This window comes from Congzhengia sp. (assembly GCF_037235575.1).
In the GTDB taxonomy this organism is placed as follows: Bacteria; Bacillota; Clostridia; order UBA1381; family UBA9506; genus Congzhengia; species Congzhengia minquanensis.
This window is the reverse complement of record NZ_JAXUNN010000006.1, coordinates 39,943-55,131: the sequence shown is the minus strand read 5'-3', so window position 1 is coordinate 55,131 and position 15,189 is coordinate 39,943. Positions and strand designations below refer to the sequence as shown.

13 protein-coding genes and 4 pseudogenes are annotated in these 15,189 nt (G+C 44.4%); 7 read left to right on the top strand and 10 right to left on the bottom strand.

What is annotated here, in order from left to right:
• The first annotated feature begins 68 nt into the window (after positions 1 to 68).
• Complete coding sequence (locus WIG73_RS00645) at positions 69 to 833, top strand: M15 family metallopeptidase (protein WP_337398844.1); 765 nt, start codon at positions 69 to 71, stop codon at positions 831 to 833.
• A gap of 32 nt (positions 834 to 865) precedes the next feature.
• Here the strand turns inward: WIG73_RS00645 and WIG73_RS00640 are convergent, their stop codons facing one another.
• The 5 genes and pseudogenes from WIG73_RS00640 to mobC form a co-directional block, all read right to left on the bottom strand.
• Positions 866 to 1,573, bottom strand: a complete 708-nt coding sequence (locus WIG73_RS00640; RefSeq protein ID WP_337398842.1) for a VTT domain-containing protein — start codon at positions 1,571 to 1,573, stop codon at positions 866 to 868.
• A 653-nt stretch (positions 1,574 to 2,226) separates the two neighbouring features.
• Positions 2,227 to 2,442, bottom strand: a pseudogene (locus tag WIG73_RS00635) (DUF4368 domain-containing protein); the annotation flags it as partial.
• A 21-nt stretch (positions 2,443 to 2,463) separates the two neighbouring features.
• Positions 2,464 to 2,595, bottom strand: a complete 132-nt coding sequence (locus WIG73_RS00630; protein ID WP_337398840.1) for a hypothetical protein — start codon at positions 2,593 to 2,595, stop codon at positions 2,464 to 2,466.
• A 67-nt stretch (positions 2,596 to 2,662) separates the two neighbouring features.
• A pseudogene (locus WIG73_RS00625) lies at positions 2,663 to 3,295 on the bottom strand (relaxase/mobilization nuclease domain-containing protein); the annotation flags it as partial.
• A pseudogene (gene mobC, locus WIG73_RS00620) lies at positions 3,267 to 3,667 on the bottom strand (plasmid mobilization relaxosome protein MobC). The pseudogenes mobC and WIG73_RS00625, both read right to left, overlap by 29 nt.
• Before the next feature lie 1,132 nt (positions 3,668 to 4,799).
• Between mobC and WIG73_RS00615 the strand changes: the two are divergent.
• Positions 4,800 to 5,009 (top strand): helix-turn-helix transcriptional regulator, encoded by a 210-nt coding sequence (locus WIG73_RS00615; protein WP_249311240.1) that lies wholly within the window; start codon positions 4,800 to 4,802, stop codon positions 5,007 to 5,009.
• A gap of 22 nt (positions 5,010 to 5,031) precedes the next feature.
• Positions 5,032 to 5,679 carry a hypothetical protein gene (locus WIG73_RS00610; protein WP_177679719.1) on the top strand — a complete coding sequence of 216 codons (648 nt, stop codon included), beginning with the start codon at positions 5,032 to 5,034 and terminating at the stop codon, positions 5,677 to 5,679.
• A gap of 338 nt (positions 5,680 to 6,017) precedes the next feature.
• Here the strand turns inward: WIG73_RS00610 and WIG73_RS00605 are convergent, their stop codons facing one another.
• The 3 genes and pseudogenes from WIG73_RS00605 to WIG73_RS00595 all read right to left on the bottom strand — a co-directional run.
• A complete protein-coding gene (locus WIG73_RS00605; RefSeq protein ID WP_337398837.1) occupies positions 6,018 to 7,562 on the bottom strand; it encodes an N-6 DNA methylase in 1,545 nt (514 codons plus the stop codon).
• The gene (locus WIG73_RS00600) at positions 7,555 to 7,734 is read right to left on the bottom strand and encodes a hypothetical protein (protein ID WP_337398883.1); all 180 of its coding nucleotides are present in this window, start codon (positions 7,732 to 7,734) and stop codon (positions 7,555 to 7,557) included. The genes WIG73_RS00605 and WIG73_RS00600 overlap by 8 nt, the downstream gene beginning before the upstream one ends.
• 76 nt (positions 7,735 to 7,810) lie before the next feature.
• Positions 7,811 to 8,155 (bottom strand): annotated as a pseudogene (locus tag WIG73_RS00595) (TnpV protein); the annotation flags it as partial.
• A gap of 259 nt (positions 8,156 to 8,414) precedes the next feature.
• Here WIG73_RS00595 and WIG73_RS00590 point away from each other — a divergent pair.
• Positions 8,415 to 8,975 carry a TetR/AcrR family transcriptional regulator gene (locus tag WIG73_RS00590; RefSeq protein WP_177679727.1) on the top strand — a complete coding sequence of 187 codons (561 nt, stop codon included), beginning with the start codon at positions 8,415 to 8,417 and terminating at the stop codon, positions 8,973 to 8,975.
• 30 nt (positions 8,976 to 9,005) lie between these two features.
• On the opposite strand, the gene WIG73_RS00585 is transcribed toward WIG73_RS00590, so the two are convergent.
• Both WIG73_RS00585 and WIG73_RS00580 read right to left on the bottom strand, forming a co-directional pair.
• The gene (locus WIG73_RS00585) at positions 9,006 to 11,855 is read right to left on the bottom strand and encodes a YhgE/Pip domain-containing protein (protein ID WP_337398836.1); all 2,850 of its coding nucleotides are present in this window, start codon (positions 11,853 to 11,855) and stop codon (positions 9,006 to 9,008) included.
• A gap of 2 nt (positions 11,856 to 11,857) precedes the next feature.
• Positions 11,858 to 12,925, bottom strand: coding sequence for a hypothetical protein (locus WIG73_RS00580; RefSeq protein WP_337398835.1), 1,068 nt, complete (start codon positions 12,923 to 12,925; stop codon positions 11,858 to 11,860).
• 208 nt (positions 12,926 to 13,133) lie between these two features.
• Between WIG73_RS00580 and WIG73_RS00575 the strand changes: the two genes are divergently transcribed.
• From WIG73_RS00575 to WIG73_RS00565, 3 genes are all read left to right on the top strand, one after another.
• Complete coding sequence (locus tag WIG73_RS00575; RefSeq protein ID WP_337398833.1) at positions 13,134 to 13,718, top strand: DUF308 domain-containing protein; 585 nt, start codon at positions 13,134 to 13,136, stop codon at positions 13,716 to 13,718.
• Between the two features lie 102 nt (positions 13,719 to 13,820).
• On the top strand, positions 13,821 to 14,513 hold the full coding sequence (locus tag WIG73_RS00570) for a GDSL-type esterase/lipase family protein (RefSeq protein WP_337398831.1): 693 nt from the start codon (positions 13,821 to 13,823) through the stop codon (positions 14,511 to 14,513).
• Positions 14,510 to 15,187, top strand: a complete 678-nt coding sequence (locus WIG73_RS00565; protein WP_249311247.1) for a D-lyxose/D-mannose family sugar isomerase — start codon at positions 14,510 to 14,512, stop codon at positions 15,185 to 15,187. Before WIG73_RS00570 ends, WIG73_RS00565 begins: the two co-directional genes overlap by 4 nt.
• Positions 15,188 to 15,189 lie beyond the last annotated feature (2 nt).

Sequence of the window (15,189 nt, the reverse complement as noted above, 5' to 3'; positions counted from 1 at the left end):
TTTGATTGCCATTTTTAAGAAACGGCCTGTTATGATGGAAGCACCAAAGAAAACAGGAGGATAAAACTATGACAAATACAAAAGAAACACAGCAAAAACATAATACAGGACAAGCAGGCGGACATCCGTTTCGCGCACTTTTGGCCGTTTTGGTGCTGCTGGCGCTGTTTTTTGGCGCAGCATCCCATTTCTGGGGCGAGAAAATGGGCTCTATCGGTGCCACGGTGAACACCTTTTTAAACACCAACACCACCACTGTGTCTGCAGAAGACGACTGGAATTTAATTTTGGTAAATCCCTGGAACAAGGTGCCGGACAGCTATGATGTGACGTTGAAACAGCTTCCCAACGGACTTTCCATTGACGAGCGCTGCTATTCCGATTTGCTTAAAATGATGCAGGACTGCGAAAAGGCAGGCCTGTCCCCTAAAATTTGTTCTGCATACCGCACCCAGGAGAAACAGACACAGCTTTTTGAGGACAAGGTAAGACGGCTGAAAAAACAGGGCTATGCCGAAGATGCGGCAAGAAAAGAAGCAGCAAAATCGGTTGCCGTTCCCGGCACCAGCGAGCATCAGTTAGGCCTTGCGGTGGACGTTACCGACGCTTACAACCAAAATTTAGACAGTTCCCAGGAAAAAACAAAAGTGCAAAAGTGGCTGATGAAAAATTCCTGGAAATATGGGTTTATCCTACGCTATCCCAACGGGAAAAGCGACATCACCGGCATTATATACGAGCCCTGGCATTACCGTTATGTGGGAAAAAAAGCGGCCAAGGAGATTACCAATCAAGGCATAACGCTGGAAGAATATTTAAACAAAACGAGATGATGAACCAGCCGGGTGATTGCACTCGGCTGTTTTTATTGTGCTTTCTTTTTGCCCAGCGCTTTACAAAACTGAAGCAAATTTTCTTTAAACCGAATACAGATAATTCCAACAGCAGCGGTTACGAGAAACATAACGGCAGACTGGGTAAAATTTCCATTCTGCACATTCGCCCCAACAAAGGTGGACGTAACGATGGAGGGAATCCGCGCAATGGTGGAAATGAGCAAAAATCGCGAAAGCTTTATAGGACTGACACCAGCAAGGTATGTCAGCGGGTCTTTTGGCGTTCCGGGAATGAAAAATAAAAAGAACGTTACGCTTTCAATCTGACTGCTGTCGTTTAAAAAACGGAACCGTTTCATCTTTTCGCCAAACAGCTTATTAAAAAGAGGCATTCCCAGCTTTCTGGAAATGCAGAACACAAATGCGGAGGCAATTACACTCCCCAGCAAGCACACAAACAGCCCGCCCCACGTGCCAAACAGGGCGCCGCACAAAATTTCAATGGGCTCTCCCGGGAGAAACGCAATGACAATTTGAAGAATCTGAAGCCCCAGCACCGCAAAAAAAGCCGCCGGGCCAAAAGCGCTTGCCCAGTTTTGAAAGTCTCTTCGTGACGCGGGGTCACATAATTTCTGTATATATGGAAAAATAAATATCGTAACTGCAGTTATAACGGCTGCAATGACAAAAACTGCAGCTGTAAGCCATATCCTGTTTTTGCCTCTGTTCTTGTTCATAAAATCAATCACACTCCACTTTTACTATTCCCCTGCAGAACGCTTGGCATACGCAGAACAAAGTGTTTCAAAATGTGAACTTTTTTCTTGCTTTTTTCCTTGAAATTCCGCGAAAAAGCTGGTATAATAATTTTTGTTGCAGAAATTTATTGTTTTCTTTAGGCGCACAATCCAATGCAGGCGGCGATTTTGGCTATGCTTCGCCCTCAGCGCAAGGGTTAAAGCATGTCCTTACACACAACACACACATCACACACCACACAAACGAACACACGCACCTTAAAAGGGGAAAGGGATTTATAGACGTAACGCAAACTTGACAATGCTGTCTTTTTTATATGCGTTGCCGCACCCCGGGGCACGGGAAAAGCCTCCTGCTTGCATGCGGCCACATATACACCGCTGTCTGTGTTCGGAAATTGGATTATGTGCCTAATGGGGATTAAAGGGACACACACAACTTTGTTTGCAGAAAACATACTGCAAACCGCTTTTTATTCAGGTGCGCGATTGCGCACCTGGGTAGAAAGTGTTCTTTCGTGCGTCTAAAGAAAACAATAATAAAAAAACCAGACATTAGCCGGGGCTTCGTAAAACAGTTATTTTGAAAAATGCTTGAAAACGACTGTTTTCAAGGGGCGGCGTGACGAAAGTCATGCCGTTTCCTTTTTCGCAAGTTCTTCCAAAGGGATCAAGCCGATACCGTCATATTCGATGTGGACGTTCTGTCTGCGTTTGCCGCTGGACTTGTCGGGTGCTTCCACATAGATTGCCTTTATCAGCTCTCGCAGCATACATGGGTCGATTTCCTCGATGTCCACATATTTATCTGCCGTTCGGATGAACCTATCAATATTTTCGTTCTGTCTTTCCTGTACTTCAGTTTCCTGTCACAGAGCGATAACCTCTGCTTCAAGCTGTTTCTGTTCCGCTTCGTAGTTCTGACTCATCATCTCGTAGCGTTCATCACTCAGATTGCCTTTGGCATTGTCCTCGTAAATCTGAATAAATAGCCTTTTCAACTCTGAGATTCGGCGTTCGTTGCGTTCAAGCTGCTTGCGGCTCGTCTGCAATTTTTCTGCCGACTCCAAGTCTGTCACGACTCTCCTTGACCTCTATACCACGGCGGAGAAGCTTCTCAGCGAAGTCCTCAAAGCTGACGGCATCAGAAAGAGCCATACGGATTTCCTCACGGAGCTTATCCTTGTCCGTTTCAAACTTTGTCTGCTTGATGGATTCACCCTTTTCTGTGAGGTCGGCATTTTCTTCATCCAAGGCAAACTGCCCTTTTTTCTTCGCCCAATACTCACGCTCGGTCACTCTTACCTTGCTGCCGTTGTGTCCGTCCGGGTGGGTACAGACGATTGCTTGATGACCGGGGAAATGATTTTTGCAAAAGTCCTCGCCAAGCTGTTGTGCCATATCCACGGTCAAACCGTGGTCGAGTACATCCTTCGGGTCAAAGCTGATGATGTAGTGATGGCTTTTGACATCCTCTCGTTTTTGGTTTTTGCCGTATCGGAGATTGGCTCGGAGACAGGCAATCGCAAAATCTTCATCCCCGCAGTTGAGGGTGGCAATACGATAATCCTCTCTTTGGATAAGCCTGCCGTTTTCATCCAGGGTGGCTTTCATGGTAAACTCATCATGCTCAAAAGTGAGATAAAGCTCGGCCGCGGAGTAGTCCGCATTTTTAGAGCTTATATGCTTGAATGTCGCCAACAGCATCACCTACCTTTTTTTCATAACTTCAAATTTCAGCGTAGCAAGGTCAGCGGCGGCATCCCGCAATTCATTAGCCATATCTGGATAGGGGGAAGGCCATTCATTGAGGTGTCGGGCAATCTGATTGAGATTATTTCCGACTCTGCCATATTCAGCGGTCAGCTTGCCGATGGCAGACAGCAGCTCGTCATTGATGACGGATGCCACAATGACCGGACGGATGGTTGCACCGGAAATGGCTTCACGAATAAACTCTGATTGGTTCATATCGTAAATTTTTAGTTGCCGCATAAACTCGGCGTGTTCTTCATCGTCCAAACGAGTCTTGACGATGTTGTTGCGTTTTGGCGTGTTGTTGGTTTTGGTCATTCGGTTCCTCCTTTGATTTTTGAAAATTCAAAATCGGCGGCAGCCGTAACGCTTCCGATTTGCTTTTGGGGTCCCCGCACAAGCCCAACGAAGTGGGTTGTGTGGGGAAAGGACGAGCGACGGAATGTACGAGCTTTCGCTCCCAAGCGGAAGCGAGGGATATGAAGTCCGTGAGGACGTGAGCAGGGTTTGGGGAAGGCACTCCCCAACAAGATTCCAAGAGGGCAAAATGAGCAGTAGGCGAAATTTGGACCCTTGGTAGAATCTTGCTCTACGCTACCCAGCTATATCGTTTTTGCCCTTTCTTCAAAGTCTCATTTTGATACTTTGACGCATCCTGCATATTTTTGAAAATGGGCAAAACAAAAGAGCCGATTACACAAAACACCAAGAATCGGCGGGAGCAATGCTCTCGCTTCAAATGATGTTCTATGTAATCGGCTCTGAAAAATCAAAGTCGGGTTCTGTGTTCGTACTGCTCCTGCCAACAGAACCTATGGCGTGGTGGAGCAGCTCGGCACTTCAGGTGTACCGATACCGTGTCGGGCAATCCCGACGTATTCAATAAATGAACATTTCGCTATTCAGTTGTATGTGAATAAACTTTGCACGACATCATTATACAGAAAACGACCATTGCTGTCAAGATTTACATATAAAATTATTGCCATCGTAATTGTATCTTTTCTATGAATAGGAGCGGCAGCACTTTTTGCCGTCGCCCCTTGATTGCCCATAAGCGGAGTCGGGCACACTTGTCAACGGCGGGCAAAGCCCGTTCATTTTGACCGTTGACACGGGTGGTCGGCTCTGCTATTTCCCAAATTCGTGTCAGCGTGGCACAGATTTTCAAAATCGAACTTCTGACCAACTTGGACAGAAGTGGAAAATCCAACTTGTACACAGCCTGTGTCGAAGTTAAGAATTACTTCTATGCAATCTGCGTAGAAGTGATTTTCGCTACAAACCAAAAAGCAAGGCACAAACTTTTTTACGATTTGTGCCTTTTGGCTTGGTCATTTATTGAATTTGATTAGGATTTATTATTTTGTTACTTATAATCCGTTGTCTTATTTGCAACAATTGAGTAAAATTTTAATATATAATGTTTAATCATGGAGGTGGACTTCATTTGAATATTCAAAAAGAGTTTGGTCTGAGGATACAACAATTACGAAAAGCAACCGGAAAGAGTCAAGAAAAATTTGCTCTGTCTATTGATATGGACAGAACCTATCTTGCTTCGATTGAGGCAGGTAAAAGAAATCCTGCACTCCAGAACATCAAGAAGATTGCTGATGGATTGGAAATATCTTTGAGTGACTTGTTTCGAGATTTATAACATTTGGGGAGGTTATTAGTAAATGACTCGTAATGAACAATTAGCATCTGTTGAGGTTGAACGAAAGCACCTCGAAGAAAAGCTTAATCAACTAATTAAACACATCGGCAACATTCCAATTGCTAATACCGATATTATGCCATATGGTTGGCGCAAAGCAGCAAAAGGGCGTACCGTGTGGCGAATTGTCGAAGAAGTAATTAGCCAAGGTCTTGAAAGTCGTGTTAAGCAACTGGGCTTTGATAGCGTACACACCGCAGACTCTGAAGTTGGTGTCTTTGACTTTAGATTTTGTTACGATGGCAACAAGGAATCATATGTTAATATCAAGTCTGCTGTATTAGGTGGTAGAACCAATAAGGACGATATATCAAAAGCGGTAGGGTTAATTGATTTTTATAAAGAAAATCCTTCAGCCAATTTGTATGTAGCGACGTTTGTGATAAGTTTCAACGATGACATGACAATAGGCTTGAACAAATGCATTGTATTCCCGACAGCATGGATACCGGATGTTTATGTGAATCCAAGCAATAACGGAAATCTTCAATCTTCTATGTACAAAAATCTGAGTACTGCTGTCAAACGCACACCGCAAGAGTTCCTTCTGGTGTTGGAGGAAGCAAACCAAGTAGCACTTGAAAAAAAGAAAAGAAAAAGCGGGAGGTGATTTTGTGACAATTACATTTCAGCAACTGATTGACTCTTTCCTTTCTGGAGAGACAGAGGGAGTATCGGGCTCACAATCTAATCCCGGCACTTAGAAAATTTCTGGAAATCAACTTATTCATTATAGCACACCCATTGCTGAACGCTATAATGACAAAATCATTTTCAATGTTTCCAGATATTCTCTCCAGACTGGACAACTGCAAAAGGAACTAAAAGCTTCAATTCCAGAGAACATCCGCATTGATGTAAAAAGAGTTCCTTCAGATGTGGCAGTATCCTTGTCTAACTATATTGAGGAATAACGAAAGAGCGAAGGTTTTGCCTTCGCTCTTTCTATTAGCAATCACTTAAATATTTTAGAAATATACCGTTTAACATATCAAGTTCCGCATCTGTTATTGTTGTTGTCAGCGAATGATAAATGTCCATTATTCGATCACAATCTTCAGGCGTAATCAATGTTACATCCAGCATCAACGCAGAATTCAAATCGTTTGGCTGAAACTTTTCCAATCCATTTCCCAATTTCTTTCTATTTTCCCTCAGTATCGTTTGGGCAATTGGTGTAAGAAAGTAACAAAAAATCAAATCTGTATATTTTTCGTATTCCTCTCTTACATAAATAGAGTGAAATGTAGTTAGTGCCTTGATTCCCATAATATTCCTTACAAACTTAATTTTATCTCTACATGCAGAACTTACCCATATAGGAGCTGGCTTTTTTTGCTCCATAGAATACCAAGGAGTTCGACCAGCCGGTAAATATTTTTTATTAACGCCTTCTTCTTCGCCATGTTTAATATATTTTTTTATGCTTTCCGTCAATTCCCCTTGGACATCCAACAAGTAGACAGTTTTGTCTTGTTCTGCCAAGGAGCTGAAATCTTTTTCCGTGAAGATAATCGATTTGACATCTGCTGATCTACAAATACACTTTGAGAAATAACTGTCCTCAATATCATTTTCTCGCATCTTACTTTTGTTAAAACAGTAAAAATCATTTGCTCCTGTCGCTATTCCTCTTGAAACTCCACAGAAGTTAGATAGATTCAAAAGATTGCTATAGGATACTGTTTCTTCGCGATAAAGGTAACTTCTCCATTTTTCATTAGGGTTAATCTCTCCATACTTAACGCTAAGATGCTCTTGGTTTTCCAATAGTATAGCTGTTGATTTTTCCAGTTGACTAACCGAGTCAAGATTATAGAATAGAACCTCATCTTTCTCTTCCTTGTCAAGTAGCAGAATACAACAAGTGGTGGTTGCATTGAAGAACAAGTCTTTATCGTTACTAAAATTGATGATTGCTTTTAGCAATCTTTTTTCAATCATGAGTTTCTTTATTGCAACACCATATTTAGAATTAAGGAATTCGCTCGGAATAATATATGCCAAGCGACCATTGTTAGACATTTGAAAGATACTCTTAATAAGAAATAATACATATAAATTTGTATAACTACTGTATTCAATTCCAGTATGGGAACATATATTTTCGAGTATTTCCGTTCTGTTTGAGACGGCTTGAAATCTATTATATGGAGGATTGCATACAATGGCATCAAATTGTAAATCCCAGCCATTTAATAAATAATCAGAGTTATATATGTTGGCAGATGTTGGATTTCCAAAGAAGTCCAAGATTTTCTTGTCGATTTCATAACCAGTTAATTCACAATTAGGGCTAATATCAGCTGCATATTGCAAAAAAATACTATTGCCCACCGCAGGGTCAAGAACAGTCTTAGCATTTCTGCATGCCCAATCGCACATAAAACGAGCAATTGCAGGGTTAGTGAAGTATTGTCCTAATGACTTAATGTGTTGTTGTGTTACTGATTTTGTATAATCAACTTCTTTACGCATTACGGTTTTATTCATTATCGTTATCATCCTTTATTAACACAATATGATTTTCGGATTGGTCATAATAAATCTTAAATTGTGTCACCCCTTTTTCTGCATTAAGGTTTGCTAATATGCTTTTGGGCAACCTAATTCGCATATCTTTTTGCAAAATATAAGTGTCTAAGTAAATAAGTTCTTTCGACATTCCAATCCCTCCAGACTAATTTTAGTCTAATTATAGCACAAAACCAGTCCAGAATCAATATCCTGTGATAATATAGCCTTATAGCTTCCTCAGCCTGTGCAACACAAGAATTCATCTGGCGTACCCATTCAAGCTGATTACTCGCTTTCAGTTTCTCCACCACGCCGTAGTGCTTCATGAGCTGTGGCACGATAATCTCCATACGGCTCTTGGCTGTTGATTCGATTTTGGCACAACGCTCGTAGAGCTTTTCGGACAGTACCAGTTCGGAGAATAGGACAGGGTGTGCCAGTCGCAGATACTCTCTACGCATCCGTCCCCACTTGCCGAGACGGATATTCGGCCTTTCCAATCGAATGTCCGGAATGTAGTAATCACCACAACGAAGATAGTTCAGTTCTTGTATAATATATACCTCCATAATATCAAAAGAAAATGTGTTGAGATAAAAAATGAGTGATGCTCGGTCTTTCGACCTGGCATCACTCATTTTTCGTTGTTGTTTACCAACCCCATCTGACAGATGCCGTAAATAGTTAAATTTGTCATTTAACTATTTACGGACACCCGCCATATTGTCTGGTTTTTTCATTTTAAGCCCTTTCTTGAAAAAGCATGCCAATTGTGGTATAATAGAGGTGTTTCATTACAGCAAGTAATTTGAAAGGGCGTGAATGTTCATGGCGTCGTTTACGAAAAAGGCAATTATCGCCTCGTTTTTAAAGTTTTTAAATGAAAAGCCCCTGTCTAAAATCACCGTGAAGGATATTGTGGAGGACTGCGGAATAAACCGCAATTCGTTTTACTACCATTTTGAAGACCTCCCCAGCCTGGCGGAGGCCGTTTTGATGGAAGACGCGGCAAAAATCGTTGAACAGGCCAAAGACCTGACCTCGTTTGAAGACTGCCTGACCATTGCCCTGGATATGGCGCTGAAAAACAAAAGGGCCGTAATGCACCTTTACCAGTCTCAAAGCCGGGAATCCTTTGAGCGGTATTTAAACAAAATTGCGGAATTTACTGCAAAAGAATATATTCACAAAATTGCCCGGGGATATGACGTTTCCTCCGCTGACAAAGAGATTATCATCCATTACTACAAGTGCCAGTTAATCGGCTTTGTGTTAGACTGGCTGAACTCCGGCATGAATTATGACATTCAGCAGAACATAAAGCGCCTTTGTGAGCTGTTTAGCGGCGCAACCCAAACCGCGTTTCTGCGCAGTGCGGAAAACGAATAAACGAAACGGCCGGCAAAATGCCGGCCGTTTTTAATGTCCGCAAATGTTCGACTCGCCCAACTTTTTTGACAGCGGCGCCATTTTCCTTGCAAGGAACGATTTTAAGAAAAATCCAATCAGGAAAAACGTAATGCTGTAAACCGTAAGTACACAAATGTCTTTCAGCAAATTTGCCGCCACAATGCCGCCTACGCACTCCCGCATACCCATAATGCCATAGGTAAAGGGCATGATTTTATAAATCATTTGGAAAAATGCCGGTGTAACCTCAATGGGGAACGTGCCGCCGGTGCCGCCAATCTGGAACACCAAAAATACCACGGCCAGCGCCTTGCCCACATTGTCAAACAGCGAAACCAACGTATAAACAATGGTAGTGAACACCAGGCTGTAAAACATGGACAGCAGAACGAACAGGGCCGGGTGCTCCATCCGCACGTTTAACAGCACCACATCTCCCAGGCCTGCAATCAGGCCTTGCAGGACGCCGAAAAATGCAAAGAACATCAGCTTTCCCACATATTCTTGTCTGGGAGTCACCGGGAACGGAACATTGTGCGCTTTGGTTGAAAACAGCGCGCACATTAACACCGCGCCCACCCACAGGCACAGGGTGGTATAAAACGGCGTCAGCCCCGCGCCGTAGTTTTCCATGGGGAACAGCTTGGTAGAATCCACCTTCACCGGGGCGGAAATAAAATCACTCTCGCCGCTGCCGTCCATGTTCAAGAGCTTTGAAACGTCCGACATGCTCACCACGTTCATCACATTTTTCAGCTTTTCGGCGGCGTCGTAAAAGGGTGAAAGCCGCTCCTCTACCTTGTCTTTAAAGCTTTGCACATCATCTAATGCAATGGTGCTTTTGTCCTTCAGCTTGTCAACAAAGCTCTTTAATTCCCCAATGTCCACACTCTTTTCCAACAGAACAGATGCAATGTCCGACGCTGCAGTTTTGGTATTGTTCAGCATTTCATAAATTTTGGGCATCATTTCCGAATTGTCAATTTGACCGGTTAAGTCGTTTGCCAGGTCTGCGCCCTTGCGGGCGGTTTTCGCCGCGTCGTTTAACAGCTTTTCAACCGTGTCGCTGTCTGAAACCTTGTTCGAAACGTTAGCCAGCCCGTTTGAAACCTCTTTTAAAGTGCCGATAAACCGGTTTAAATCCTTTTGAAAATTGCTGATGTCCGCATCGCCGGCGTCTTCTATAATGGCGCTGGTGTCGTTTAAGGTGCTGATCATTCCGTCAAGCGACGACTGCAGCGAGGAGATTGTGTTCCCAGGCGCGGCTCTTAAATTTTTCAACGTTTTATAAAGGGCCTTGCTGGCCCTTGCACCGGCCCTGGCGGCGGTCTGCGCCGCACTGATGGAAGAAACCGTGCTGTTTCGGCTTGCGTCCATGCGGGTTTCCAGCCTGGTGAGTTGTGCGCTTAGTTTCAGCGAGTCAAGGGTCAGGTCTGCGTCGCTGTCAATGTGTTTTAAAATGGTTTCGCAAACGGTTTTCAGCGACGCATAAATGGGATTGTCGGAGAGCAGCGCATCAAGCTCCCGCACCTTTGCGGCAATTGCCTGCACGGGTTCTTTATTTTCAATGGCCGCAGACAGCTCATACCCCTTTTTTACCACGGCTCCGGCGTTTTGATAGGCCTTGTTTATCACACTTTCCACCTTGTCCAGCCCGTCGCTCAAGCCGTTAAACGCAGCCGACAAGTTATCAAACGCCGTCATGCCGTAAGACATTGCGCCGGACAGGGAATTTAATTCTGAAAGTGTGTCTTTCAGCCCTTCGGCGGTTTCAATGAGACCTTTGTTCATTGAAATAACCTGGTCTCTCGTCTCCTGCGACAAAATGTCGTTATTTATCGTGTCTGCCGCGTCGCCAAAGGTTTTGTTCACCGACTCTAAAGTGGAAATAAAGTCGTCTAAATGGTTCTCCGCCTTTAAAATGCCGGCCGCCGCATCTGTCTTTGTGGCGGCAGCGTCGCTGCCTGCGTCGGCCGCCGCTGTTTGAATGTCTGTAAGAATGTCCCGGGCAGAAACCAAATCGTCCCGCACATTCACCGAAACGTTTTGAAGCCGGTCAGAAAGCGCCATGGCGTTGTCCCCTACGGTTTCGGAATAATAGACACATTTGTCTAAAATTTCCGCCAGCCTGTCGGCGTCTTCCTTACAGTCATCTAGGTAGATTACGCCGTCTTTCGCGTTGGAAATCATGTTATCTAAACGGCCGTCCACACTTTTTAAGTCGCCCTCGGCAAAGCTGACAAAACCCTTTAACATTGCGATTTTGTCGTAGTGGCTGTCAAAATCCACGCCGAGGCTGTTGAGCACCTCAAAAACCTTGTCTACAATGGTTTTTGCAAAAGACGAGGTAATTTGGTTTTGAAGTGTATTCATGCCGCTGTCGGTCATTTTTGGCGCAATGGCATTGATTTTTTCATTTACATAATACCGCATGGTGGGCTTTTCCATGTCCTCGGTGAGAAAGCTGACCATTTTTTCCGAAAAATCGGAGGGAACAACCACCGCGGCATATACCTTACCGGTTCTGCAAAGCTCCACTGCCTCGTCCTCCGTGTCGCAGAACACCCAGCCCAGCTTGCTATTTTCGTGAAGGTTCGACTCCACCTCCGCGCCAATGTCAATGTTCATGTTTTCAATGGCCGTTCCTGCATCGTCGTTCACCACTGCCACCTTCACGCCGCCTGTGTTTCCGTAGGGGTCCCACGAAACCAAGATGTTCACCCATCCGTATAAAGACGGCAAAATTGCAATGCCCGCCGCAATTACCATTGCCACCCAGTTGCGCGCCAGCTTTTTTAGGTCTGACGTAAATATTTTGCCGCACACCGTCATAAACTTCATTGTTTCAGCCCTTTCCATTCTTATTTCATCAAAACTTCGCCGGTTCCCGCTAATTCGCCCAGCGTATATTGAAACGTAAGGCCGTGCTCCGCCGGCTCCTTGCTGCCCGCAATTGCAAACGTGTTGCCCCCGGACACGGTTTTGCTCTCGCCTGCAATTTGAAACCGGCCGCCGCTGTCTTTAAAATGAACCGAAGCAGAAAGAATGTTCAGCTGGTCGTAAACCAAATTCAGCCCGGCCTCTGCTGTTTGCTTCTTTAAGCCGACGTTTCCCTTTAAAATAATTTTTCTGTCCGCCAGGGTACTGGTATAATAGACTTTTGCGTCGTTTAGCACCTGTTTTCCGCTGCCGTTTCCAAAGGTCACGCTCATGTTCACGTCGCTTAACGCAATGCTGCGGAAAGCCGCTTTCAAGTCAATTCGGCGGATAATATTTTTATTGATATAAATAAAAACCTCCACGTTGTCCTTTAAATGTTTCGTAATGTCCTCCGGGTCAATCAGCATCTTGTCTAACGAAAAATTGACGGTGTCGTAATCCAGCTTGAGGCCAAGCTCCTGTTCTAAGCGTTTCGCCGTTTCAAGCACCTCGTCTTTCGTAAATTCGTAGGTAGAAGACAGATGAAACTCGTCGAAAAACTCGGAAAGCAGCTTGTGTGAAAGCGTGGTGTGGTAAACCGTGCACCGCACGCTTTCGCTGCCTAAGACAATCGTTTTTGAGTCCTGCTTTCTCACTGTAAGCTTATCGTAAAACCTGCGGACGGCTTCGGCGTTTTTGAGTTGCTCCTGAATGGCGTCGTTTACCTTTGCGTCTGTTTGAATGTGCACTTTATCGAAATCGGTGTTGAGGTTAAAGTCCACGCCCTCTTGCTCCATGTGAAAGGAACGGAACTTTCCCTTTAGCCCAACGCTGTGCAAAAGGAAGTCTACATCGCTCTGCATTTGGTCATACGTGTTGGCAAAGCACGAAACCGTATAGGCCTTGGGGGACAGCGCGGGAAATAATATTTGGGAGCAAACATGACACAACAAAAACATCAGTGCTGCGGCCGCAGCGCCTCCTGCAATAAACTTTGTTTTTTTCCCCACAGTGTTTTTAAGCCCCCTTGTTGTTTTTTCATTCTTTATTTTATCAGGCCGGCCCTTTTGGCACAACAGACAAATTTATGTCCCGTGTCTGTTTTTTGGTCATTTCATGCCGATTGCCTAAATTTAAGACACATTCCTTTGTATGACTATTTTCTTTTACCATTTTATGCGGTACAATAGGGATAAAGTAAAAAAAGGAGTGAATTTTATGCGTTCTCTTTGGCCTGTGAAACTCGCAAAATCCGGTTATATTCTCTTGTCCCTGCTGTTATGCGTGCTCGGCGTGGTGTTAATTGCCTGTCCGCTGTTTTCGGCAAAGCTGCTCTGTTACATTTTGGGCGGTTTGCTCATGGTTTATGGGGCAATTAAAATTGTGGGCTATTTTTCTAAGGATTTATATCGTTTGGCGTTTCAGTTTGATTTTGCCTTCGGCATGCTTTTGTGCCTGGTTGGGCTTTTAATGTTTTTGTTCCCCGAGGGGGCCTTAACCGTTATCTACACAATAATTGGCATTATTGTTCTGGCTGACGGGCTTTTTAAAATTCAAACGGCATTTGAAGCGAAAAAATTCGGCATCAATAAGTGGTGGGCCATTTTGCTGTTTGCGGTGGCTTCCGCCCTGCTGGGACTTGTGTTGGTATTAAATCCGGTGAAAACGGCAGGATTTATCATGGTTTTGCTGGGTGTCTCCCTTATTTTAGAGGGCATTTTAAACTTTCTTGTGGCGCTTCTCACGGTACGAATTATGAAAAACCAGATTCCTGACGGATTCGATTTTGAAGATGAGCAATAAACAGCACGCGGACGAATTTACAATTTTTTGTACACATAACTCTTTTCCTGTCAGCGGTTTTCCGCTATAATGGTGGTAAAAAGGAACGACAGGAGGAATTCCATGGCAGAGCAAATTAAACCGGGCTTTTTTAGTAAATCTGTGGCTGCGGACGACAACCGGATTTTGTTTGACATTCAAAACGAACAGCTTCTTTGTAAACAGAAAAAAATTGATTTTTTGTTTATCGGCGACTCCATTACCTGGATGTGGGACTTAAATTTGTATTTTGGTCCAGGCGCTTTTTTTGTAAACCGCGGGATTGGGGGCGACGTTTCAGCTATAGCCCTGAAACGGTTCCGGGCGGACTGTTTGCAGTTAAATCCCAGCGCCATTGTCTACATGATTGGCACCAACGACATTTTAACCACCGCGCCGGACCTTTGGTGGCGCAAACCGGGGGCAGACAAAAACCGCGTTTTAGCGCAGCTCCTGGCAAACATTGAAGAAGTAATGCGCCTTTGCGACGGCAAAAGGCTTTACCAGTGCTCCATTTTGCCAACGGACATCTGCCCGCCTTTTGACAAAGCTGGCATAAATCAAATGGTGCAAGAGGCGAACGACGGCATAAAAGTCCTTTGCAGTAAGCACGGTGTGCCTTATGTGGATTATCACAGCGCTCTCTGCCGGGAAGACAAAAAAACCATGAAAGACGGGCTCACCCACGACGGCATTCACCCCAACGGAGCCTGCTATGAAATTATGGCAAATGTGTTAAAACAGGAAATTGATTTTCAGAAGGAGATGGAAAAATGAAACGGTCTGAACTAAACGCCATTATGCGGGACGCGGTGGCCTTTATTGACGAAATGAACTTTAAGCTGCCCCCCTTTGCCTTTTGGACGCCGGAGGACTGGAAGGACAAGGGCAAAGAATATGACGAAATCCGGGACAATATGCTGGGCTGGGACATTACCGATTTTGGATATGGAGATTATAAAAAAATCGGCCTTTTAATGTTTACCCTGCGGAACGGAAACTTCAGCGACAAAAAATATGTAAAACCCTATGCGGAAAAGCTTTTAATTGTAGAGGAGGAACAAATTACCCCATTCCATTTTCACTGGAGCAAAATGGAAGACATTATAAACCGCGGCGGCGGCAACCTGATTGTGCAGGTGTATAACTCCACAGAAGACGAGCAGTTTGCTGACACTCCCGTGGAAATTATGGTGGACGGGCGTCATTTTCAAATTGAAGCAGGCGGCACCGTGCGCATAACGCCGGGAGAAAGCATCACCCTCCCCAGCGGACAGTATCACAAGTTTTGGGGCGAAAAGGGCACGGGAAAAATCCTGCTGGGCGAGGTGTCTAAGGTGAACGACGACCGGGTGGACAACCGCTTTTTTGAAAAGACGGGCCGTTTTCCCGAAATTGAGGAAGACGTTTTGCCCCTCTACCTTTTAAGCAACGAATATCCGGCGAAATAAAA

Excerpts from the sequence above, each read along its gene's own strand:
- WIG73_RS00575 (WP_337398833.1), top strand. The coding sequence starts at position 13,134 with ATGCGTTCTCTTTGGCCTGTGAAACTCGCAAAATCCGGTTATATTCTC.
- WIG73_RS00610 (WP_177679719.1), top strand. The coding sequence starts at position 5,032 with ATGACTCGTAATGAACAATTAGCATCTGTTGAGGTTGAACGAAAGCAC.
- WIG73_RS00600 (WP_337398883.1), bottom strand. The coding sequence starts at position 7,734 with ATGTCGAAAGAACTTATTTACTTAGACACTTATATTTTGCAAAAAGAT.
- WIG73_RS00585 (WP_337398836.1), bottom strand. The coding sequence starts at position 11,855 with ATGGAAAGGGCTGAAACAATGAAGTTTATGACGGTGTGCGGCAAAATA.
- WIG73_RS00565 (WP_249311247.1), top strand. The coding sequence starts at position 14,510 with ATGAAACGGTCTGAACTAAACGCCATTATGCGGGACGCGGTGGCCTTT.
- WIG73_RS00645 (WP_337398844.1), top strand. The coding sequence starts at position 69 with ATGACAAATACAAAAGAAACACAGCAAAAACATAATACAGGACAAGCA.
- WIG73_RS00590 (WP_177679727.1), top strand. The coding sequence starts at position 8,415 with ATGGCGTCGTTTACGAAAAAGGCAATTATCGCCTCGTTTTTAAAGTTT.
- WIG73_RS00570 (WP_337398831.1), top strand. The coding sequence starts at position 13,821 with ATGGCAGAGCAAATTAAACCGGGCTTTTTTAGTAAATCTGTGGCTGCG.
- WIG73_RS00605 (WP_337398837.1), bottom strand. The coding sequence starts at position 7,562 with ATGAATAAAACCGTAATGCGTAAAGAAGTTGATTATACAAAATCAGTA.
- WIG73_RS00640 (WP_337398842.1), bottom strand. The coding sequence starts at position 1,573 with ATGAACAAGAACAGAGGCAAAAACAGGATATGGCTTACAGCTGCAGTT.